The following is a 24,116-nucleotide window of genomic DNA, read 5'->3' as shown; positions in this document are numbered from 1 at the left end:
TTTCCTGTGGATTAATTTAAATTAGGGCTGAGCCATTTCATTTGAAGTATATTCAACTACAACTTCATACGTCGCAGCTGGCAACATGAGGTATTGATTACCAACTCCGATATTAAATTTAATTTCAGTTCCTCCAGTCACTTCAACATCTGTTGTACTGGCAGTAACGATATGCCCTAAGGCATCTAGCAATTTGATAGACAATACTTGTCTAATTTGTTTATCCCCAGCTAAAGTAAATGAAACAGGTGCTGCAACTGCTGAATAAGCTTGAAGGGTTGTTGCACCTTTTCCTAAATACACTCTATAGCCATTGTAAATATTTCCAGTAAATACGGTATCACCTAAATTGGTAATCGTATCTCCTAGGGCTTGCTTCACAACATCTTTGTATTTATTGATTAAGTTTACTAAGAAAGAAGCTGGTAATTCAATTTCTTTGTTCTCTTTTGTTCCATTAGGAAGTGTAAGTATTTCGTAGAATACAGGCGAAGTAGCTGCATCATTATCATGATCTCCAAAATACACGTTTCCGCCTTGATTCAATACATTGGTAATAGCATTCTTAACCTCCTCATTGTTATTGATAGAGTTTAGGATATCTTCAGTCATATTGATGAAATCCTTATTTCCTCCTTCCGCTGTATATTCATAATAGATTTCCCCTACTTTAACATCTGCAGCAACAGGAGCTGTGCGCACATCTGCAAAAGAAGGCAATGTACCATCAGTAGCCACTTCCGAACGTTTAATTTGGGTTTTGGTTTCGTTTGCAGCAACTAAGTCTGTTAAGTTAATCGTTTCATAAGCAGTTCCATTCCAGTATTGGAATACCCAAATGGTTTGACCTGCATTATTTGGATCTTCAATCTCTTGATAAACCACATTACCTTGATAGAATTGCGAAACATATTGCAAGTATTCTTCCACCGAATTGAAGGTCATCGCTGTTCCACCAATCGTAACATTAATTGGCTGTTGTGTAGTCAGAATTTCTTCAATATTGTGAATTACACCTCCTACAACATCTAAATAAATAGCTCCTACAGGAACACTTGTCCAATTAGCTGTATTAGTTTCTCCTCCAGCTTTGATAAAAGCTTCAGATAAGTAGTACTGTTTATTTTCATAACTTACAACCGTCGTATTAGTTTCAGCAGCTGCGACTAAGTCACTGATTTCAATTGTTTTGTAGGTATTTGTTACCTCATCCCAATATTGGAATACCCAAATTTTTTGGCTTGCATCATTTGGATCTTCAATCTCTGTATAAATCACATTGCCATTTGAGAATTGCGTAATATACTGTAGGTACTCTTCTACAGTTGTAAAGGTTTTATCTCCTTCAACTGTCGTAATAGTAATACTTGTCGGAGATTCAATAATCTGTTGAATATTATTAACCACTATATCTGATACCGCAATCGTGATTACGCCAGGTGCATTGTCTGGAATATTTGCCAAGGTGTTTGCAGCATCAGCGGCTAACCAATCAATAATCGTTTGTTCTGAAAAATAAATAACGCCCGTTACTTTTCCATTAGCTCCTACGACTTCTCTCATAAATGTTTTGGTTTCCAAGCCATTTACAAGGTCTTCGAAGTTAATTTCTTGTCTTACATATTTTGTATCTGCAGTACTGTAAGTTACCGTGTAGAATTTCCCGCCTTCGTATACAACAGAGGTATGCGTTTCTGGTGTGCCGTCATTATCTGGATTAGAAGGAACAATGTAATTGATTAATTCTTGAATATTTGTAATGTTTCCTGCTATGTTTTCAATTACTGTATCCAATTCTGCTCTTCCCACAATTCTATTCCATTTCGCATCTACCCAGTAGTAAAACCCAGCAGGTACATCTGTTGTACCTTTTATATTGTACACTAATAAGCTTTCTGTTTGTACCCCAGTAATTGGTGCAAATATGGCAAGGTCTGTTAATTCAACACGAGGAATTAAAATACCTTTATTTGTTGCTGTTATATCTAATTGAGAAGATGTAACAGGGGTTGGAGTTCCGATACCAACCTGAGCGTTCGCAAAATAACTCGCTCCTACTAATGCTGCTAATAATGTAATTTTTTTCATAGTAAGTATGATTTTGATTGTGATTTGTTTTTTATTTAATTTTTTGTGTTACGTTTAGATTTGATTTGACTACACAAGTATTCATATGTAGACGAATAGGTAATCTTTTACCTACTAAACATCCATTTCTATAAGTTTGAACATAGATGACGCTGTATTTTGGCCCTAAGCCAGCTCCATTTGGTAATTCATCTTGAAATTCTGGTAAATTAGTTGGTAGATTGTATTTGTTTGCACTCGTTTCCGTAAGTGGAAGTCCTCCCATTTCTGCTGTAAAAACTTCGTAAATAGAACATCCATCCCCCGGATTAATGGTAAAAGTTCCTCCTTTACACACCTCGAGAACTTCAGTTTCAATATCTACTCCCACATCAATTTTAGGAACCACACTTACTTCATAAATCTTAGTAAGGTCTCCCAATACGCCAACCACACTTCCGTAGGATATTTTAACGCGGTCAAAAGGCTGGTCAACATCGGAAACAATTATTTTATACTTGTTACTGTAACCTAGACCCAATAATTTTAGAGAAAGAAGCTGAGCGCCATTGGTTCCGTCGAGTTCTGGACCAACTTTATGCTCTCCTAAGTATCGCTGAATGGTATATCCTTTAATCAACTCCAAACTTAAAAGAGGATTTCCAGGAATCTCTGTTACGATGTGTACTTTATCTCCTGGCATTGCTTGTTGTTTGAATATAACCGTTAAACTAGCAGCATTTAATACCGCCACGCCTCTCGCAATTGTAGCATAGGTAGTAGGATCATTATCAACTGCATTCCATGCATTAGTCACAGAAGCTGTTGCACTTGCGACACCTAATCCTAAATCTTGCACGCCATGTAAAACATCTAATACAGATGGATGAACTCCGTCAGCTACAGGTTGACAATAGTCTGTTGAGAATTGAGTAACGTTTTTAGTATAGTGTACACTAAATACTTTAGCTATTTGTGCAAGTCCTACTAGCGATCCTTGAGAAATACGGATGCCCTTAAAGTCTTTAGGTCCTGATTTATCAGATGGAACAAAAGTAAATTCAACTACGTTATCTGCTGCTAATAAGTCTAGCAACCCTCCTTGTACCGATTTTAACGTTCCAATCGTATTTCCATTGGCATCTAAACCTTGTACAGAAATTCCACCAGCAAGCACTAATAAGCTATATTGTTTACCTAATTTAACAGATACAGGTGTACCCGCAGGAACGATATGATCGAAATTAATATTTTGCCAAACCGTACCAATTCCCAGTAATCCTAACCCTGTTGTTAACGTTGAATACGTTTGTGGATTACCATCAATGGCATTTTCTTGATTTGTTACCCCCCCTGTAATGACTGCTCCCCAGCTTGAACTATGTCTAGCATATACTCGCTCAACAGTTGGTGGACATAGGCTATCATCATACACAGTGATAATTATATTTTCAAAAGATTCACAACCTTCATTTGAAATAGCAACAACCGTAAAAGTATAAATCCCTGGTGCAGCAAATGAGCTTGTTAAATCATTAAATAGATTTCCTTCATGGTCATACCATTCAATTGTTCCACTCATTGAACTTGTAGCTGTTGGTAAAGTTATGATTTGACCAACTCTTGTGCTGATTTGTTGACTTCCAGAAAACGTAATTACGGGAGATTCTTTTTGTGTTACTACAAAGGCATTTGACATTTCAGCCACTTCACTTCCTTTGGTATAATTAACCGTATAGCTACCTGGAAAATCACTAATTAAGGTCTTTTCCTTTCCATAATTAACGTTAGTATTCCCTGATCCAAATGTAGCTTGATCAATCGCTTCTCCATTGATATACCATTGATAGGTATCTGCATTAGCAACTGCTATATTTGAATCCAAGGTAAAGGTCGTATTCTCACATAGATCAGGAGCTTGATTCGATGTAATCACTGCTTTTGGCAAAGCAGTATCGAAAGTAACAGCTATAATTGTCCCTGGATTTTTTGTCAAATCAGGTTGCGTAGGATTCGTATTATCCACTGGAGGGTAAGAAGGATAAGAAATAACATTACCAGCTTCTTTGGTAAATGCAATATTCTTAATTTCTGATATTCCTACTAGCGTTTCATTCACATCCACAGAAAAAACGAACTGTCTTTCACTATTTGGAAGCATTGCCCCAGTAAAATCAAAAATCACTTCCTCTCCATCATCTGATAATCTACCTGCAACAGAAGATCGAAATGCAGTACCAACAGGCCATTTATCCGTTACCGTAAATTGACTTACTGTGGTTGTTCCCGTATTTTTCACATGAATCGTATACTCCACAACTTCTCCTCCAGATACCGAATCAATTGTAGCATCTCCATCTACTTTATATGATTTCCAAGAAACTAACTGTTGCGGTTGACAAAGTCTTTCTACTTTATAGATTTCTATAGGAGGAAATACGCCAACGCTTACTACATTTTTGATTCCGATAGCAATGCGATCATATTGTCCATTTGGTTTGAATGGAATATCGACAACCGCAGTAGAGTTTAATAAGCCTAAGATGTCCGTTCCCTCTAACAATCCGTTATTCCAATTTAAACGATCTACTAAGACATCTCCTCGATAAGCGGCTATTTCCAAATTTTCTAATAATGAAAGAGAAATACCTCCAGTACCTACTTTCATGCGAATATTCGTCACATCATTTGCTTGTGAGAGTGAATTAAAGTTTATCCATTGTTTCACGCCTCCTGCTACACTAATCGTACCTAAGCTCATTTGTGAACCATGGGTAGAGTTATCATCAATAGCGCGTTCTGGATACGTTACTCCCGCACCTCCTAATAGATTAACGGATAAATTAATTCCTTCATATTCAAACGAAGTTGAGAAAGGAGCTACACAAGAATCTGAACCTGTTTCATAACACATCCCATACACATTCATCGTATTGGGTTGGGCTAGTAATCCTATAGCGCTATCGGTCTTGTCTGTGATACGAACCGTTTTATACGCTTGTGTTGGTGTGATTGCTAAATAGGTACGTCCTAATTTATCTACGACAACTCTTATTTTCCCATTTCTAAGCGAAGAGGCAACCGCTTGACTACTTTCTTCTAAAATAGGGTTTCCATTGGCATCCTTAACGGTTACTACAAAAGAGTGATTACCTAATAACAACCCATCTAATAATCCAGTAACAATATTCCCCAAACTACCTCCTATCAACTGTTTTAGGGCAGAGCCCTCAAAGTCAATGCGAACATAAGAGGTCGTATGTGCAGGTACTGGGTTTGTATATCCCAACTCAACAAAACCTTCGTATTTATTTCCTAATCCCAATAAAATACCTGCTCCAGATTGCAAGGTTGCATAGGAATCAAAATTATCATCAAATAGATTATCGATATCATTGGCATTTTTTGCATCTACTAATTGCGTAGCACAAACTGGGGCTATAAAAGGAGATACAACTGTGGGTTGTAAACAAGCTGTATTTACTCGTTTTACATCGTATAATCGAATAGATGGTGCAGCACTTACACTGACCAGAGATTGAACTTGAATATCAACGCGATCAAATATTTGCGTAGTGGGAAAAGTTAGGGTTTGAATCCCACCTGATCGAAATAAGTTTAATAGATTTAAATTATTAACCAACCCTTGTTGTAGGGTAAACGTTTGTTTTTGTTCGTTTCCTAAATACGTTATTACTTTATATCTTCCCAATAAGTCTAGAGATAAAAGACTCGGCGTATTCAATTGTAAACGAACTTTGACCTGATCACCTACTTGAGAAGGTTGATTAAAATAGATTGTCTGATTAACTGTTCCAGCTACAGATACCAACCCATTACTTATTTCAGCATAGTCCGATGAACTATCGCTGATTGCATAATAAGGGTTCTTCACACCCGCACTACTTAAATCACCAATACTTACTGTTAATCCCGTTTGATCATACGAAGTAAATTGAGGAGCAAAACAAGCATCTGTTCCAATTTCACGACACATATTATAAACTTTTAATGTGCGTATTGCTCCATTTGGAATACCTCCTACTTTATTGGTAATTTTAATACTGGTATAGGGTTGATTCGGGGTCACAGCAATATAAAAACGACCGATCTTATCTTGAACCAACGTCGTCTTTCCTCCTGTAGTAGTAGTGGATGAAAATCCATTTTGACTTGTGGCATGCGATACCACACTCGAGCCGTTATAAGCATCTACTTCGAAATAGTGATCGCCAAGTAAAATGCCCGTTAACCCTCCTACTAAACCTCCTAAAGTACCTCCTACTAATTTATTTATTATTTCTGCTTCCATATCAATGCGGATATAAGAAGTTGTATAAGCAGGCACCGTATTTGGATACGCCATCTGAAGCATACCCGAAGCATATTCGCCAGCTAATAGCGTTCCTGCTTTGGCATATAAAGTAGCATAGGTTTCGTTATTATTGTCTAAAACATTCGTTGCAAAATCGACGTTTTGGAAATCGACCAAAGAAGTAGTACAACTAGCCGTTTCAAAAGGGGTTGCTGTCGCTGTTGGAATTGTGATATTAGGATTTATACAAGTAACGCCATCATAGCGTTGCACGTCATAAATACGCAATCCACCACTAGCCAAACCAATGTTAACTGCTGTATTGAGTCGAACCTCTACTTTATCAAAAGACCTTCCTGGTGCAAAGGTTAATGTAGGAGGTGTATTACCTTGTAAGAGTCCTAGTATATCTACTCCGTTTAACAACCCACCTCGTAAAGCTCGAACGTAAACCTCGTTATTTCCATCATAGGCTCTAATTTCGATACCCGAAATAAGGTTTACGTCTAACAGCCCTGTTTCAGGACCTAATTTGATAGTAAATGTTGCATCTACTTTCGATTTATTAGGAAATTGAAACACCTGTGAAATGTGACTTCCTACATTGACATTTAAAAGATTACCCGCTTTTAAAACCGAATACGTATTTACGTCTGTATCGATTGATTTACCATATTGATTCGTTCCTATCGTTGTAAATAATCCACCTAGTAGGTTAACATTTAATCCCGCTGATTCAACACCTGTAGCTAAAGGCCTCCCACAAGAAGTATCTCCAGTATAATAGAACGCTTCGTAAACATCCATATCAAGTCCTGCTCCTAATGATAGACCCAATAAATTACTTTGACTTCTCAATTTTAAGCGTATACTCGTATACGCTTGATTGGGTGTTGCTTTTACAAAAATAGCACCCGTTGCATCTTCTACAATTGTGGAGGTAACATTATCAAGCTTCGTATTGCCATTATATGCCTCAACAATAATAATATTTTCACTTAATAAACCTAACAATCCACCTACTAACCCCAACAAATCAACACTAAGACCTCTTGCTACGGGTTTACCTATTTTTACAAAAGTCGTTGTATTGGGTAAAGCGGGACTGGGAAATTGCATTTGCAACCAGCTCTCACCTGTCGCTAATAAAGCCGATGTCGATTTCATCGTAGCAGCCGTAGTAGCACTTCCATCTACCGCAAGGGTAGGATTCAATATATCGGCTAAATTCGTATTCGTTGTTGGAGTATAGGCACCTAATATTCCTAGTACCGATACAGCCGAATTCTTTCCGTTTGTTTGTGTATTGGCAGCAACCTTTGTCTGCCCATATCCCTGAGCCCAGGGTGCAATCAGCACCACTAAAATCAATAACCTCATCCAGAGGGAAATAGTAATTTTCTCTTTCATGTGTTGTGTGTTAAAAACATATTATGGTATGCGTTTTAGGGTATAATATGTATGAGTATAGCACGACAACGATATGCGTTGCACATGTGTCATAAATAGAAGATCTACTAAAAAAAATAGGTAAAAAGGAAGGGGCCCCAATACGGCTATATTGGGACAAAACGACATAGGATGAAACTATAGACATAGTAACTAGACTATCTCTATGTTCAATTTGAAATAAATTTAGGTTCTCTTAGCCCAAGTGAACCTAAATCTATCCTTTTAAGTTTATTTTTTTTCGATCAATCCTGCGTAGTTCTCAAGCATCCCACTTAAAATATCTACAGAAATACATGGTGTTTTCTTCTTATATTTCTTTACTTTTTTATGCTCTTTACCGATTCTATTTTTCTATTTTCTACTCAGCCCAAGTATATTAGTAGAAAACCAATAAAAAGTAGTTTATACTTATAAATGTTTATGATTTACACTCCTTTGTTTCAATTTTTTCAAATTTAAGTAGTAAAAGGTATAAATACATCTTCATGATTTTATAGGTTATTTTACAAAATCTATTTAAAAATAAGTAATTATTTACAAATAATAAGCTTTTTGAAGAATTTTGTTCACAACAAGAGAACTTAATTAACTAATCAAACAGGCTCGAATTCAGAAATAACAAAAGTTAAACTGTAAATAAAAGTTAATATAAAGACAAAAACACAAGTAAACATAGATATATATAAAGAAAATAATTTTATGTTAATTTTCAGAAACTAACTAAAAAATATATTTTTTACACATTAGTACTATACAGACATGAAGAAAGTAAAACACAAGCTTTTTAACTTCTAAATAGCCTTTAAAAAAGGAAACAAACCACTGCTAATACACGTTCTTTTTAAGTGTAAGAATACCTTTTAACCTTAAATCAATACGGTCTTTTCATTTTGTTAAAAATAATTTTTCCGACCCTAAAAAAGTACTAAATACAAAAAAAATAGAAAGAAACGAACCTCTTCTTTTTATTCTTTTCTACATAAACTCGATTCCCTGGTCATAAACATTTTAATGCTTTCTCAAGATTTCTTACATTTGGCAAAAGACTTCAATTATGGAACCTAATTCATACATAAAAACCGCAGTGGCGGACAAAATTGCAACAATTACTTTTTATAGTTCAATGAGTAATTCCTTTCCAAGTTCCTTATTGGAAGAATTAACAACAGCCATTAACCAGCTAAGTACGAGCAACGAGATTACAACTGTAATTTTACAAAGTGAAGGAACGGGTGCTTTTTGTGCAGGGGCTTCTTTTGATGAATTGCTAGCCGTTCAAGACAAGGCTACAGGAAAAAGGTTCTTCTCTGGTTTTGCCTCAGTTATTAACGCCATCCGCAAGAGTCCCAAGATTTTCATTGGTCGCATTCATGGAAAAACAGTAGGGGGAGGCGTTGGATTAGCTGCTGCTTGTGAGTATTGTTTTGCTACAGAACAAGCGGCTATCAAACTATCCGAGCTTGCTATTGGTATCGGTCCCTTCGTTATAGAACCCGCCGTATCAAGAAAAATAGGAAAAACCGCTTTTACTTCTATGTCCCTCACGGCGAATGAATGGAAAACAGCTAACTGGGCGCACCAAAAAGGTTTATATGACGAAGTATATGATTCTATTGAACGTTTAGATTTAGAATTAACCGCCTTTGCAAAAAGAGTGAGCGCTTATAATCCAGAAGCTTTAAGCGAAATGAAAAAAATATTCTGGGAAGGCACAGCTCATTGGGATGAACTTTTACCACAACGAGCAGAAATATCGGGTAGATTAGTCTTATCCGAATTTACCATAAACGCCTTAAATACGTTTAAACAGAAGTAACAGAAATACAAACTAGAAAACGCGATTCTCTACCGAATCGCGTTTTTATTTTATCTATCTTTAAAAGAAAAATGCGCAACTCATTTCTATCTTTCTACCTTGGTTTCTTCTTATTGCTCCCCTTTTCAATTTTGGCGCAACACACGCGACAGCACACTCAGCAAGAAAACACAGAAAGATCCTTTAACCACTTGACGGTCACCGCAGGAATGAGCACGTTAGGTTTTACCGCAGAAGCCACAACTCCTTTACTATCCAATCTAATCCTCAAAGGTGGAATAAGCACGTATGATTACAATACCACATCTCATGCTTTTCATTTAAACGATCCCTATGGGGTCTTAAAGCAAGCCTTCGGACAAGAGGTGTCTTATACAATGAAAGCCCAGGCAAAAAATGTACATGGCCATCTTGTGGTGGATTACTTTCCTATTAAAAAGGGCTGGATTTACCTTAGTGGAGGGTTTTACTTTGGTCAGACCAAATTATCCGCTAAGGGTATTATCACCAATAGAGACGGAAGTCCAGCTCAATTACAAGCGCCCTATGACTGGCCACAACTTGAGTTTAATGGGCAAAAACTAGACATTACAAATGGGCAGTTAAATGCTGAATTAACTTTGGGTAATACAATTAAACCGTATATAGGATTCGGTTTAGGTAGAGCTGTTCCCAAAAGGCGTTTAGGCATTAAAGCCGAATTGGGTATCCTATTTGCAGGCGAGTATTCTTTAAAACAAAATGGGATAAACATTGATCGATCACTTACAGCAGGCGAGAACTTTGAAAAAGTCAATTCTTATCTGAGATGGTTCAAATATTATCCAATGGCAAAACTTCAAATCAACTATCGCATATTCTAAAATTGACCTAACGAATCAAATCCTCTGGTGATATCAGACTACCCAACTAGATTTTTCATTACCTTTGTCAAAATTTTTGGTTATGTCTAAAATTAGAATTACAAAACAATTTACTTTCGAAACAGGTCATGCCTTATATGGTTATGACGGTAAATGTCGCAATGTACACGGGCACAGTTATAAATTAGCCGTTACCGTAATAGGTACACCTATAACCGACGCTACTAATGTTAAATTTGGAATGGTAATTGATTTCAGTGATCTAAAAAAAATAGTAAAAGAAGAGATTGTAGATATTTTTGATCACGCTACCGTTTTCAATCAAAATACTCCTCATGTTGAGTTAGCACAAGAGCTTAAAAACAGAGGACATCACGTTATTTTGGTAGATTACCAACCCACGAGCGAAAATATGGTTATTGATTTTGCTACTAAAATCAAAAATCGTTTACCTTCCAATCTAGCCTTGTATTCATTGCGTTTACAAGAAACCGACTCCTCGTATGCTGAATGGTTCCAATCTGATAATTTATAAGTTAGCGTGAGTTTTACAATCCATACCACTAAAGGGGTTTACTTTGCTTCTGATCAACACTTCGGAGCGCCAACTCGTGAAAAAAGTTTACCAAGAGAAAAGCTTTTTTTAGAATGGCTCAATGAAAAAGAAGAAGATATGGGCGCTCTGTTTATATTAGGTGATCTTTTTGATTTTTGGTTCGAATACAAAACCGTTGTTCCCAAAGGATTTGTGCGTATACTTGGAAAGCTAGCTCAATTAAAAGACAAAGGAATTCCCATTTATTTTTTTGTTGGAAACCACGATTTATGGATGAATGATTACTTCCAGACCGAACTTGGTATTCCCGTTTTTCATGAACCGCAAATTTTCAACATCAATGACAAATCATTTTTCATTGGCCATGGAGATGGATTAGGCCCTGGTGACTTAGGGTATAAGCGCATGAAAAAAGTATTTACAAACAAATTCTCTAAATGGCTATTCAATTGGCTACATCCTGATATAGGTGTACGCTTAGCACAATACTTATCTGTAAAAAATAAACTTATTTCAGGAGATGAAGACATTCGCTTCTTAGGAGAAGATAAGGAATGGTTAGTTGTATATGCAAAAAAGAAACTAGAAACCCAACATTATGATTATTTCATCTTTGGACATCGCCATCTACCAATGGTTATTGAATTAAACGAACACTCCAAATACATTAACTTAGGCGATTGGATTAACTATTTCACCTATGGTTATTTTAACGAAGATTTTCATCTAGAAAAATATAAAAAGCCTTCTAAATAAGGCTTTTTTTTATGCTTTTAGTTTTGTTCCTTTACGCTAAAGAACCAAAAACTAACCTTAAAACGGTTTATCTAAGATCCACTCGCTATGCGAAAAATAATTCCAAGGCGTACTCGCCAGATCGGTCTTTTCATCAATATATCTGCTATAGGACCTACCATTAATTGAGACCCAGCTATCCGCATAAACAGCGACATCTATTCCCTGATTTGCATAATCCTCTTTAATGTATTGTGCCATCTGCCAAATCATATCCGACGTATTTAAACGGGAATTTTGCTTGGAACTTAAGATATGCTCTGAAGGATAGAAGTAACGTTCTTTGGTATTTTTATTCTCTACAATAAAAGTTGTATATCCCGCTCTAGAACGCAACATCATGCGCCAGCTTAAACGATGTGCCTCATCCGTCCATAAAACATCTCCTTCAATAAAATGGTGTCTTAAAGGTAACGCAAATTGAAAGAACATGAAAATAGCTAAAAAGGCCAAAACAGGTTTACTCAACTGAGGGGTCGTGAAATTGGTCTTTTCCTCTAATACCGGTTTCTTTTTAAAAAAGATGCGTTGAATCTGACTCGAGGGATAAAAGAACACAGCGAAAGTAAGTGCAAAATAAGGAAAAATGCCAATATGTAACGTTGCTGAATTGAATAAATGAAAGATCAACGAAGCAATTAATCCTAAGGTACGCGTGCGTTTCCACAACAGCGCCGGGACAATCAAACCATCGAAGATGATTCCTAAATAGGCAATAACTAAATAAAATTCTTTTTGAGTAAATACATTTTTAAAAGCATCCGGAATGTTGGCAGAGTTATACATCAATTCTGTAAACGTTCCATCCAACCAATCGGGGTAAAATTTAGCAACCGTACCATAAATATAAAGGACACTAACTTGAAAGATAAAAATCCAATTAAAATACAAAGGCATAGAAAGCTCTTCTTTCACGCGATTCGCTTTTACGTCTAAGGACTTATAAGAGGCTGCAGGTAAAAAGCACATATAAACGCAGATAATCAGCAACATATAATAGTGATTATTATACGATGTTTTCTGAAGAAAATAGGCGCCTGCCCATAAAAGAGTAAGCAAAGGCATAGACCATTTATAGCGATAACCCAACATAACCGCCACAGAAACTAAGCCCATAACAAAAAAGTAGACATACATTTGTGGACCAACCAATACTTGCAAAAAATCCATATAAATATGAGAAAAGGTCAATTTTACATCGACCATATTTTCTCTTACCCAGCCTGTCGCAAGCGCGCCAAAGGATTCACAAGCAAATAAAAACCCAAAAAAGATACGAAATACTAATAAAGGGGCATTGTCAACGGGTTGTAGTGCTTTTTTCCACATAGTCCTTAAAATATGCTCTTGTTGCGTTCTCATCCATTTTCAACTGTTCCACAAGCTCCTCAAGCGAATTAAATTTTTGTTCATCTCTAATGCGATTCAAGATACGAACTTTAAGTGTTTTATCATATAAATCTCCAGACCAATCTAGGTAATTTACTTCTAAAGTATGTGGATGATTCGCAAAAGTTGGATTTATACCAATACTCATCATTCCCTTAACTTTAATACCATCAATTTCTGACGCTACTACATATATTCCGTTTTGAGGAATCATTTTATAGGATTCAGAAATTTCAAAGTTGGCGGTTGGAAATCCAAGGGTTCTTCCTAGTTTTTTTCCATGAATAACTTTACCTGAAAAATAATATTCGTGACCTAGAAACTCATTAGCTAACACAATATTCCCTTGCTCTAATGCCGTTCTGATTTTAGTTGAGCTAATAGAAACATGATCAATTTCTTGAGCTGAAATCTCTTCTACTTCAAAGCCATAAATAGCGCCGAATCGCTTCAAATCATGAATATCAGCAGTTCTATTTTTTCCAAAACGATGATCGTAGCCTATAATAATTTTAGAAATATTGAAGGTATCAACCAAGACTTGTTTTACAAATTCCTCAGCAGATAAGTTGGCAAAATCCAAATCAAATTTCTGAACTACTAAATTATTTAACCCCAAACCTGCCAGAAGTTCTTGTTTTTCTTCCAACGTATTCAACAAGCGAATGCCATGGTCTTGTTTCAATACCATACGGGGATGTGGAAAAAAAGTTAATACTAAACTTTCTGCGTCCAACTCTTTAGCAGCATCAACCAATTTTTTAATAATCATTTGATGTCCAACATGAACGCCATCAAACGTTCCCAATGTTGCCACAACCTTTTTATCTGTTTTAAATTCGCTAATGGAAGAAAATATTTTCACGATGATAACTTTAGTCTTTTAAAGGGATTTTACTTAGTTTTGCCCCATTTTCTAAATAAATAGTCAAGCGGTAAAAATACTTCATTTTTTACAAATCACCTTGATTTTTATATAATAATAAGCCTAATCTAAAGTAATTAACATGCCTCGTTTACTAAAATACACCTGCCTTTTTCTTTTTGTATTTACCCCTATTCTTCTGTTTTCACAGGTTAAAATAATGACTTGGAATTTAAAAAATATAGGAAGTAGCAAAACAGAAAACAGCCTTAGTTATATGGCTAAAATAATGAAACAGGCCGATGTTGTTGCCATCCAAGAAGTCGTTACCAATCCCAGTGGAGCACAAACAATAGCTGCCTTACATGAAGAGCTCAATAGAAAAAGTGGATCCAAATGGGAGTATGCCCTAAGCGAACCCACCGTAAGTTCTCCTTACCGTTCAGAACGTTATGCCTATTTATGGAAAACCAAGCACGTAAAACTACAAAAGAAAGCCTTTTTGGAGCCTACCTACCAAGAGGAAATAGAAAGAGAACCGTATATGGCTACTTTTCAGTATAAAGATTTGCAATTCACCTTAGTCAATATCCATGCTTTACCAAAAAAGCACCAACCAGAAAAAGAAATTAAATACTTGAAATTCTTACCGGCGCACTATGAAAAAAACAGGTTGATTTTTTTGGGCGATTTCAATTTGTCAGAAGCGCACTCCGTATTTAATCCGCTTAAAAACCTAGGATATACACCCGCGTTTGTAAATCAAAAAACATCCCTTCGTCAAAAATGCATCAACAACGATTGTTTAGCCAATGCCTATGACAATATTTTTCTTCAATCGGCTATATTTACAATTAAATCATCTAAAGCAATCCTCTTTTTTGAAGATTTTGAAACACTGAAAGAAGCGTTGAAAATTTCGGACCATATCCCTCTTCTAATCGAAATAGAATAAAGAAATAACGCATTAGCAGATGAACTATTGGGTGCGACCGTTCGCTCCTCAGCATTGCCTTAAGATCCAGAACTTTCACATAGCTCCAGCTTTTTGATGTTAATACAAAAAAAAAGGATTTCAGTTTGAAATCCTTTTCTAACAATTAAAATATAATAAAAAACATCTATTACCTTCTATTCATATAAATCATTACATAATATAACAAAGTTCCCAAAGAAGAAATTGCGGCAACAACGTACGTTCTTGCGGCCCATGTTAGGGCATCTTTCGAGCCCACATATTCTTGGGGTGTTACTATGTTTTTGGCTTCTAACCATTTTAATGCTCTATTACTAGCGTCATATTCAACTGGTAAAGTCACAAATGCAAATATTGTAGTCATTGCAAATAAGACGATTCCAATCAATAATAATTGAGGAAAGGTTTGTAGCATTAATACACCACCGATTAAAACGAATGGCATAAAACGAGATGAAATTTCTACAACTGGGACTAATTTTGAACGCATGGTTAACCAATGGTATGCTTGTGCATGCTGGACAGCGTGTCCAACCTCATGGGCTGCAACAGCTGCCGCGGCGGCATTGCGTTGGTTGTATACTGCTTCACTTAAATTAACGGTCTTATCCACCGGATTATAGTGATCTGTTAATCTTCCCGGTGTTGATATAACACGTACATCTCTAATTCCATGATCAAAAAGCATTTTTTGGGCAATCTCTGCCCCGCTCATTCCATTTTGCAAATGAACCTCAGAATACTTCTTAAACTTTGCTTGTAAACGATTACCGACCCACCAACTGGCAAGCATCATGGCAATCATAAAAATCCATATAAACATATATCAATCAATTAATGTTCCTTACTTAAATAGCAAATGGTGCGCCAAACCAAAAATACAGTCATTTTGTCATAAAAAAAAGAGAGGTTCATCACCTCTCTTTTCAATCTTATGCGTATAAATGCTTATTTAAGCTTTTTCTTAACTTCCACTTCTTGGAAAGCTTCAATTGTGTCATATTCTTTAATGTCATTGTAGTTTCTAATTTGAATACCACAATCGTATCCTTTAGATACTTCTTTCACATCATCTTTGAAACGTCTAAGCGCAGTAAGTTCTCCTGTATAGATAACAACTCCTTCGCGGATTAAACGGATTCTAGAATTACGGAAAATCTTACCATCAAGAACCATACATCCTGCAATAGTACCGATTTTTGAAATTTTGAATAACTCTCTAATTTCAGCAGTACCAGTAACTTCTTCTTTCAACTCTGGAGATAACATTCCTTCCATTGCATCTTTTAAGTCGTCGATTGCAGCATAGATAATAGAGTAGTTTCTGATATCGATTTCTTCCTTATCTGCCAATACTTTCGCAGAAGCCATTGGACGAACATTAAATCCGATAATAATCGCATCTGAAGCAGAAGCTAACAATACATCTGATTCGGTAATGGCTCCAACACCTTTGTGAATAATATTGATTTGAATTTCTTCTGTTGTCAATTTCGAGAATGAATCAGAAAGTGCTTCAACAGATCCATCCACGTCTCCTTTTAAGATAATATTCAATTCCTTGAAATCTCCTAAAGCGATACGACGTCCAATTTCAGCAAGTGTAATATGTCTTTGTGCTCTAACTGATTGCTCACGTAACAATTGTGTACGTTTTGTAGCAATTTGTTTCGCTTCTTTTTCTTCTTCAAATACATTGAATTTATCACCTGCACCTGGAGCTCCATCTAAACCTAATACAGATATTGGTCTTGATGGTCCAGCTTCTTTAACTGCGTTTCCACGCTCATCATGCATCGCACGTACCTTACCATGACTACAGCCGGCAAGTAAATAATCTCCTACGCGTAAAGTACCACCTTGTACTAATACGGTTGAAATATATCCACGTCCTTTATCTAAATAAGCTTCTACAACTGTACCTGATGCTAATTTATCTGGATTCGCTTTTAATTCAAGCATTTCTGCTTCAAGTAAAATTTTCTCCAATAACTCTTTCATTCCGATACCTTGTTTCGCAGAAATGTCTTGTGATTGATAAGTACCTCCCCATTCTTCAACGAGTAAATTCATTGAGGCTAATCTCTCTTTTATTTTTTCTGGATTTGCTGTTGGCTTATCCACTTTATTGATTGCAAAAATAATTGGAACACCTGCAGCTTGTGCGTGACTAATTGCCTCTTTCGTTTGTGGCATAATGTCATCATCCGCAGCAATAACAATAATTACAATATCTGTAACTTGAGCTCCACGTGCACGCATTGCTGTAAACGCCTCGTGACCTGGTGTATCTAAGAAAGTAATTTGTTGTCCACTTTCTAAAGTTACTCCATATGCTCCGATGTGCTGTGTAATTCCTCCTGATTCTCCTGCAATTACGTTTGCTTTACGCACATAATCCAGTAAAGATGTTTTTCCGTGGTCAACGTGTCCCATTACAGTAACGATTGGCGCACGAGGTTTTAAATCTTCTGGTCTATCTGGAGCTTCTTCAATAGCTTCTTCTAAATCAGCCGTTGTAAAATCTACTTCGTAGCCAAATTCATCTGCTACGATAGTCAATGTTTCAGCATCTAAACGTTGATTCATTGTTACCATAATACCCAATGACATACAAGTTCCGATTACTTTAGTAATAGGCACATCCATCATAGTAGCAATTTCACCTACAGTAACGAATTCCGTCACTTTAAGCACTTTGCTTCCTGCTTCCAATGCTCTTTGTTCATCGTCAGATTTTCTACGGTGAACATCTCGTTTATCTCTACGGTATTTTGCAGCTTTAGATTTCGTCCCTTTTCCTTGTAAACGCTCTAAAGTCTCTTTAATTTGGTTTTTAACTTCCTCATCTGTAGGCTCTGCTTTTACAACAGGTACATTTCTTCGCGTGTTGTTATTGCTCTTATTGAACTTATTACCTGGTGCACCACCGGGTCTGTTCGCATTGTTTCCTCCTGGACGGTTGTTATTACCTCCTGGACGATTATTGTTTGCGCCTGCAGGTTTATTTGCATTTGCTCCCGCATTAGTTTGATTTGTCCCAGCACCTTCAGTTGCTGGTTTTATAATGCGCTTTCTTTTATTTCTTCCTGCTGCTGCAGCACCTTTTTTATCCTCCTTCTTATCCTCTTTCTTCTTCTTAGGCTTGTCAAACTGAGATAAATCAATTGTTTGTCCTGTAAAAGTAGTTCCAGAAAGTTTTTGATAGTTTGTTTTGATGATTTCATCCGCTATCGCCACTTCGGTCTTATCCCCTTCCACCACCTTAGTTTCTTGGTTTGCTGTTTTAGCAGACTCCTTATGTTGCTTTTCTTCCACAGGTTTGTCTTTTTCTTTTGATTCTTTATTAGCTACTTTCTTTTTCGCTTCAACTTTTTTTGTCGTATGTTCTGCTGAATCAGTTTTTGAATTGACATTAACCTTAGCAGCAGGAGCAGCTTCAACTTTTTCCTCTACTTTTTCTTTTGCAACGCTTTCTTTCGCAACTGGTTCTTCTCTCTTTACAGGCTCAGCTTTAATTTCTTCTTTCTCAACCACTTTATCAGATACAGCTGAAGAAGATTCTAAAGTTTTTTTAGGTTCAAGATCAATTTGCCCCACAGTTTTGATAGAAACTTGTTCTTCTGCTTTAGCTCTAATTACTTCTTGTTCTTTCTTGATACGAGCTTGTTCTTCTTGTTTTCTTTTCTCTTCTAATTCACGTTCACGCTGAACTTTAAGCGCTTCCTTTTCTTTTCTTTTCTCCTCACTCACTTCAATAGAAGCTTCCTTTTTCCCTCTATCAGCAGAAAACTGTTTATTTAGAACATTGTATTCATTTTCTGAAATCTTAGCATTCGGTGTTGCTTCAATATCATACCCTTTGCCTTTCAAAAAGTCCACGGCTCTATCCAGAGAAATATTTAATTCCCTTAAAACTTTATTTATTCTTATTGCTCTTTCTTCAGACATATTATCTTTTTAGTGTATTATTTGTGTTGTGTTGTTACATAGAAGTGTTTTTTGTTAATCTTCAAACTCCTCTTTCAGAATGCGAAGAACATCTTGAACGGTTTCTTCTTCTAAATCTGTACGCTTGATTAACTCCTCAACACTTAGGCTCAACACGCTTTTTGCAGTATCTAATCCAATCTTAGCAAACTCTTCAATTACCCACCCTTCAATTTCATCGCCGAATTCTCTTAATTCAACATCATCATCTTCTGGGTTCAATTCGCGCATCACATCGATATCAAATCCTGTTAACATTCCTGCTAACTTAATGTTTTGCCCTCCTTTACCAATCGCACGAGAAACTTCTTCTGTATCTAAATATACATTTGCTTTTTTCGTTTCTTCATCAAATACAACTTTATTTACTTTTGCTGGTGCCAAAGCACGTTTAATAAATAAATCTGTATTAGCTGTATAATGAATAACATCTATATTTTCATTTCCAAGTTCTCTAACGATACCATGAATACGTGACCCTTTCATTCCAACACAAGCACCTACTGGGTCAATTCTATCATCCGATCCTTCTACAGCAATTTTTGCTTTTTCGCCCGGGATACGAACTACTCGTTTTACAAAAATCTTATCTTCTCCAATTTCAGGAATCTCTTGTTCTAACAATCGCTCTAAAAATCGAGTCGAGGTTCTAGACATAATAATTTGAGGTTTTGCACCTTTCAATTCAACAGCCTCAATAATTCCTTTCACCGTATCTCCTTTTCTGAAAAAGTCAGAAGGAATTTGTTTCTCTTTAGGCAAAACAATCTCATTTCCTTCATCATCCATCAAAATTACAACTTTTGGACGGATATGATGTACTTCTGCCACGTAAATCTCTCCAATGACTTCTTTAAACTGCTTATATAGCGTAGCATTATCATGCTCTGTAACTTTTGAATTCAAATATTGACGTAAAGCTAAAACGGCTCTTCGACCAATATCTTCTAATTTCACTTCTTCTGAAACTTCTTCACCTACCTCAAAATCTGATTCAATCTTTCTAGCTTCACTTAATGAAATTTCGTATTTCTCATCTTCAACCTCACCATCGTTTACAACGATTCTACTTCTAAAAACCTGGAAATCTCCTTTATCAGGGTTAATAATGATATCAAAATTATCATCATCGCCATATTTCTTTTTCAATGCATTTCTAAATACATCTTCTAAGATGGCCATTAACGTAACTCTATCTATATATTTTAACTCTTGAAATTCTGAGAACGATTCTACTAAACCACTATTCTCCATCTGATATTTTTTTAAAATGAAATTATTACACTAGCTTCTTTTATATTCTCGAATGGTATAACAGCTTGTTTTTCAACTGTAACCTTTCCTTTTCCAACAGCTTTTGCCTCACGGGCTTTCCACTGTAATACGATCGCTTCCGCTCTGACTTCCGTTAAAGTTGCTTCGTATTTTTCTTGACTCAAAGTTACTAGACTCAACTTTCGGCCAATATTCTTATTATACTGACGCAATAACTTTAAAGGTGCAGTAGCCCCTGCAGAAGCAACTTCCAAAGCAAAATCGTGTTCTTCTTTATCTAAGTTATGCTCAATAGCTCTACTTATATCGATACAACCTTGCAAATTAACTCCGTGATCTCCATCTAGAATCACTAGAATTTTATTATCTGAAGAAATTGTCATTTCAATCAAAAACAACTCTTGCTTCTCGGCTAAAGCTGCATCCAGCAATTCTTTTACTTTATTTTTAAATGTCATATGCTATAAAAAGAGGGGACTATAATGTCCCCTCATTATTTAACTTCTTTAATAAATAACGGTGCAAATATACTATTTTTTTTGTACTAATAAAAACTTTTGTGTATTGATAATTATATGCTTAATTTTAGAACACTAAAAAAAACATATCAAAGACTTAATCCACTTTAAACTTAATTTATGAAAAAAATATTAATACCTACGGATTTTTCGCAACAAGCGCATAATGCCATTAAGGCAGGTGTAAGTTTCGCGAAAAAATACAACGCAGAAGTTATCTTATTACACATTTTGGATCTACCCCAAGAAACAAGTGATGGTATTAGCAAAGGCACTCCTGCACCTGAAGTGATGTTTTTCAAAAATGCAGCTGAACAAAAATTACAGCAAATTGCGATGGATTCCTTATTTGACGGCTTAACGGTATCAACGAGTTTGATCCTAGACCGCACCTCTCAAGGGGTTACAAAATCTGCGACTCACAATGCTGTTGATTTAATTGTAATGGGATCTCATGGAGCAAGTGGAATGAAAGAATACTTTGTTGGATCTAATACCCAAAAAGTAGTTCGCACCTCACCGGTTCCTGTTTTTGTTGTAAAAGGAGAAATTGAAGATACAACGTTTAAAAATGTAGTTTTCGCCTCTGACTTTACAAGCGAAATGAAAGACTCTTTTAAAAGTACTTTGGCGCTAAATAAAACACTAGGTGCTAAATTAAATCTCTTAATGGTCAATACACCGAATAGCTTCAAGCCAACCCATGTTGCCGAAGAAACCTTAGACCTTTTCTTAGAAGATGTTACAGATAAAGAATTTGATCTAAGCATTTACAACGATATTAATGTAGAAAAAGGTATTTTAAATTTTTGTGAAAAAATCGATGCTGACTTAATTGCAATTGCTACACATGGCCGTACAGGATTAGCTCATTTCTTTAATGGAAGTATCAGTGAGGATTTAGTTAATCACTCGTCAATATCTGTTCTTACCTTTAAAATTGATTAATTTTTTAGGATAAATTGAACGGCAAGAAGCAAGTCTTATTTTACCTTGCCTTTCACACCACGTACTACTAAAAAAGCCTTTTCTATACGAAAAGGCTTTTTTATTTCTATTCGCCTTGGATTTTCTCTTCTACAAAACAACCTTTTATTTGGTTTTGAAGCATTAATCCCGGGTAAAAAGGAACAGCCTACAAAGTGAAACCTGCGACAGCTAACCGCTTCCCGTTTATAATTCATTGGTTTTTATACGCTTGCTCAGCTTATATTTTTCCTATACGCTCCTTTGCTCAACAAACAATCAACCCCTTCCAAAACCTTCTTTACTTGATATTCCTTCGACAATTCTTCATGAATAGCCCATAGATTGCTTGAAAAAACAGCTTTTTGTCGAAGAAAGGTTCTACCACTCTCCAAGGAATCTTTTATCAACTCCCAAGAATAACACAAGCCATCAACCATCAAAATGCTTTTCATTTAATTTCTTCAACTTTAGACCCTGGTCCGACAGACTGCATTATATTCCAAAAAAAAGGCTCCAAAAAGTTAGATCCTTTTTGAAGCCTTTTTAGCTATAGTAAGTACATCCTTATTTTAGATGTTGTACATGCGTTTAACTCAAAATCTCAATATGACTTTCAGAAACAGTCTTAATGGGAATGTAGTTCTTTTTTCCTTCTACCAACAAACACAGATATATATTATCAATTGAGATAACATATCCTTTCAACCCATCAATGGCAATATATTGGCCTACTTCTAGGTTTTTTCGAGCATAGAATGAATATAATAACTTCGTAACTACATCTTTTGCACCCAAACCTAAAGACAAAGCGACAGTTAACAAAATTGCGCCAATAATAATTGAGATGTTACTTGTTACAATTGAGGTATCGATTCCCATTTGGTTTAAAGTAGTAATCACTACAAAGATCAAAATCAAATAGAATAAAATATTTCCAATCATACGAGCCCCTACAAAGTCAACCGCTTTTAGCACCTCTACAACAATTTTCTTAATCCAAGAAGCAAAATAAAGTCCCCCAATAAAAATCAACAAGGCCACGAATAACTTCGGCACAAACATCATCAAATTACCTATTTCTCGCGAAACAATCTCTAATCCAAATAGCTCCGCACCTATCAATACCATTAAGAAAACTAAAAAAACTTTTACAAAGAAAAGCAAGATAGCATCTACTTTAACTCTAATTTTAATTTTGTTTAAAAACTCATTTTCATCTAATCCGCCTTGAATTTTTTCCAAGCGAATCAGTTTAAACACTTTTTTAATAATATAAGAAAAAAGTTTCAACAACAACCAGCAAAGCAAGATATAGCCAGCGATTAGCAGAAAACCAAAAACACCTTTTATCAGTGAATTCACCACATCGTTAATCATTTCACTTGGATATTCAAAATTATATAATTTCTCCATCATGATTTTCTTTTTTAATTTTTTCTATTATTTTCTTTTCTTTCTCTTTATCAACATCTCCCAAAAGTGATTCAACTACTTTAGGCACTTGTACCGTATATAATTCTGACACATCTAAGGACAGTTTAATAAAATTCAAATTGTCAATCACCCGATTTTTCAGATATTCCGGCAATTTCTCGTCTTGCAGTATTTTCTTAAAAGGATTTTCCATTATGACAACGAATGATATAATTCTACAATTTTCTTTTTAGCCCTGTGTAATCGCATTTTAACAGCACTTTCACCTAATTCCAACAAAAGTGCTATTTCCTTAATCGATTTATCATCTTGATACTTCATCAACAGAACAATTTTATCTTCAGGGTCAATTAATCCAAGTGCTTCTTGAAGTTTTTCAACCGTTAATGAAAAAATCTCTTCATCCGTCACTTCCTCATCCACAATCGAAACATACAATGCTTCTTCCTGTAATACCTCATTATTGCGTTGTCTCCTCAAAATTGACTTAGAATAATTCACACAATGATTATACGTAAAGGAATAAAGCCAAGTTGAAAACTTCGCTTCTCCCCTAAAAGACCTTAAATTAAGGTATAATTTCACGAAAACATCCTGTGTTAAATCTTCTGCAGCATCTCGAGACTCAGCAAATCCTAAACATTTTTGGTATACCTTCTGGCCATATCGGTCATAAAGAATACCAAACAAACTTGTATTTCCATTATGGATAATGAATTGCACCAATTCCTCATCTGTCATAGAAACAAAGTTCCGACTTTGCACATCTATCCTCATACTACTAATTTACACTTCAAATATACCTTAATTTAACAGATACGTTTTTTCTTTAACAA

18 protein-coding genes are annotated in these 24,116 nt (G+C 35.8%); 6 read left to right on the top strand and 12 right to left on the bottom strand.

From position 1 onward, the window contains the following. Positions 1 to 21 precede the first annotated feature (21 nt). Positions 22 to 2,088, bottom strand: coding sequence for a hypothetical protein (locus tag ACMHJ2_RS01370; RefSeq protein ID WP_413511170.1), 2,067 nt, complete (start codon positions 2,086 to 2,088; stop codon positions 22 to 24). A 31-nt stretch (positions 2,089 to 2,119) separates the two neighbouring features. Next, complete coding sequence (locus ACMHJ2_RS01365) at positions 2,120 to 7,792, bottom strand: DUF11 domain-containing protein (RefSeq protein ID WP_413511169.1); 5,673 nt, start codon at positions 7,790 to 7,792, stop codon at positions 2,120 to 2,122. A 1,096-nt stretch (positions 7,793 to 8,888) separates the two neighbouring features. On the opposite strand from ACMHJ2_RS01365, the gene ACMHJ2_RS01360 reads away from it, so the two are divergent. The 4 genes from ACMHJ2_RS01360 to ACMHJ2_RS01345 all read left to right on the top strand — a co-directional run bounded on the left by ACMHJ2_RS01360 (position 8,889) and on the right by ACMHJ2_RS01345 (position 11,825). Beyond that, a complete protein-coding gene (locus tag ACMHJ2_RS01360) occupies positions 8,889 to 9,650 on the top strand; it encodes an enoyl-CoA hydratase/isomerase family protein (protein ID WP_413511168.1) in 762 nt (253 codons plus the stop codon). 71 nt (positions 9,651 to 9,721) lie between these two features. Beyond that, complete coding sequence (locus ACMHJ2_RS01355) at positions 9,722 to 10,513, top strand: hypothetical protein (RefSeq protein ID WP_413511167.1); 792 nt, start codon at positions 9,722 to 9,724, stop codon at positions 10,511 to 10,513. A gap of 82 nt (positions 10,514 to 10,595) precedes the next feature. Then, the gene (locus ACMHJ2_RS01350; RefSeq protein ID WP_413511166.1) at positions 10,596 to 11,048 is read left to right on the top strand and encodes a 6-pyruvoyl trahydropterin synthase family protein; all 453 of its coding nucleotides are present in this window, start codon (positions 10,596 to 10,598) and stop codon (positions 11,046 to 11,048) included. Positions 11,049 to 11,054: 6 nt separating this feature from the next. After that, a complete protein-coding gene (locus ACMHJ2_RS01345; RefSeq protein ID WP_413511165.1) occupies positions 11,055 to 11,825 on the top strand; it encodes a UDP-2,3-diacylglucosamine diphosphatase in 771 nt (256 codons plus the stop codon). Positions 11,826 to 11,882: 57 nt separating this feature from the next. On the opposite strand, the gene ACMHJ2_RS01340 is transcribed toward ACMHJ2_RS01345, so the two are convergent. Continuing rightward, positions 11,883 to 13,193: an HTTM domain-containing protein gene (locus ACMHJ2_RS01340; RefSeq protein WP_413511164.1), complete on the bottom strand. Its 1,311-nt coding sequence runs from the start codon at positions 13,191 to 13,193 to the stop codon at positions 11,883 to 11,885. Continuing rightward, complete coding sequence (locus ACMHJ2_RS01335) at positions 13,165 to 14,118, bottom strand: bifunctional riboflavin kinase/FAD synthetase (RefSeq protein ID WP_413511163.1); 954 nt, start codon at positions 14,116 to 14,118, stop codon at positions 13,165 to 13,167. The genes ACMHJ2_RS01340 and ACMHJ2_RS01335 overlap by 29 nt, the downstream gene beginning before the upstream one ends. Positions 14,119 to 14,260: 142 nt before the next feature. Here ACMHJ2_RS01335 and ACMHJ2_RS01330 point away from each other — a divergent pair, with 142 nt between their 5' ends. Then, entirely contained in the window at positions 14,261 to 15,073 is an 813-nt protein-coding gene (locus ACMHJ2_RS01330; protein WP_413511162.1) for an endonuclease/exonuclease/phosphatase family protein, read from the top strand. A gap of 169 nt (positions 15,074 to 15,242) precedes the next feature. On the opposite strand, the gene ACMHJ2_RS01325 is transcribed toward ACMHJ2_RS01330, so the two are convergent. The 4 genes from ACMHJ2_RS01325 to rimP all read right to left on the bottom strand — a co-directional run bounded on the left by ACMHJ2_RS01325 (position 15,243) and on the right by rimP (position 20,817). After that, complete coding sequence (locus ACMHJ2_RS01325; protein WP_413511161.1) at positions 15,243 to 15,917, bottom strand: zinc metallopeptidase; 675 nt, start codon at positions 15,915 to 15,917, stop codon at positions 15,243 to 15,245. A 125-nt stretch (positions 15,918 to 16,042) separates the two neighbouring features. Further along, on the bottom strand, positions 16,043 to 19,045 hold the full coding sequence (infB, locus tag ACMHJ2_RS01320; RefSeq protein WP_413511160.1) for a translation initiation factor IF-2: 3,003 nt from the start codon (positions 19,043 to 19,045) through the stop codon (positions 16,043 to 16,045). 54 nt (positions 19,046 to 19,099) lie between these two features. Then, the gene (gene nusA, locus ACMHJ2_RS01315; RefSeq protein WP_413511159.1) at positions 19,100 to 20,338 is read right to left on the bottom strand and encodes a transcription termination factor NusA; all 1,239 of its coding nucleotides are present in this window, start codon (positions 20,336 to 20,338) and stop codon (positions 19,100 to 19,102) included. Between the two features lie 11 nt (positions 20,339 to 20,349). Then, positions 20,350 to 20,817 carry a ribosome assembly cofactor RimP gene (gene rimP, locus ACMHJ2_RS01310; protein ID WP_413511158.1) on the bottom strand — a complete coding sequence of 156 codons (468 nt, stop codon included), beginning with the start codon at positions 20,815 to 20,817 and terminating at the stop codon, positions 20,350 to 20,352. Positions 20,818 to 20,997: 180 nt separating this feature from the next. Between rimP and ACMHJ2_RS01305 the strand changes: the two genes are divergently transcribed. Continuing rightward, on the top strand, positions 20,998 to 21,825 hold the full coding sequence (locus ACMHJ2_RS01305) for a universal stress protein (protein WP_413511157.1): 828 nt from the start codon (positions 20,998 to 21,000) through the stop codon (positions 21,823 to 21,825). Positions 21,826 to 22,079: 254 nt separating this feature from the next. Here the strand turns inward: ACMHJ2_RS01305 and ACMHJ2_RS01300 are convergent, their stop codons facing one another. The 4 genes from ACMHJ2_RS01300 to ACMHJ2_RS01285 form a co-directional block, all read right to left on the bottom strand. Further along, complete coding sequence (locus ACMHJ2_RS01300) at positions 22,080 to 22,298, bottom strand: hypothetical protein (RefSeq protein WP_413511156.1); 219 nt, start codon at positions 22,296 to 22,298, stop codon at positions 22,080 to 22,082. A gap of 136 nt (positions 22,299 to 22,434) precedes the next feature. Then, on the bottom strand, positions 22,435 to 23,262 hold the full coding sequence (locus tag ACMHJ2_RS01295) for a mechanosensitive ion channel family protein (RefSeq protein ID WP_413511155.1): 828 nt from the start codon (positions 23,260 to 23,262) through the stop codon (positions 22,435 to 22,437). Next, positions 23,243 to 23,473: a hypothetical protein gene (locus tag ACMHJ2_RS01290; protein WP_413511154.1), complete on the bottom strand. Its 231-nt coding sequence runs from the start codon at positions 23,471 to 23,473 to the stop codon at positions 23,243 to 23,245. Before ACMHJ2_RS01290 ends, ACMHJ2_RS01295 begins: the two co-directional genes overlap by 20 nt. Further along, positions 23,473 to 24,057, bottom strand: coding sequence for an RNA polymerase sigma factor (locus ACMHJ2_RS01285; RefSeq protein ID WP_413511153.1), 585 nt, complete (start codon positions 24,055 to 24,057; stop codon positions 23,473 to 23,475). Before ACMHJ2_RS01285 ends, ACMHJ2_RS01290 begins: the two co-directional genes overlap by 1 nt. Positions 24,058 to 24,116 lie beyond the last annotated feature (59 nt).

This window comes from Myroides odoratus, assembly GCF_965118575.1.
Classification (GTDB): domain Bacteria; phylum Bacteroidota; class Bacteroidia; order Flavobacteriales; family Flavobacteriaceae; genus Flavobacterium; species Flavobacterium odoratum_B.
The sequence above is the reverse complement of the archived record's forward strand: the minus strand, read 5'-3'. Positions and strand labels throughout refer to the sequence as shown.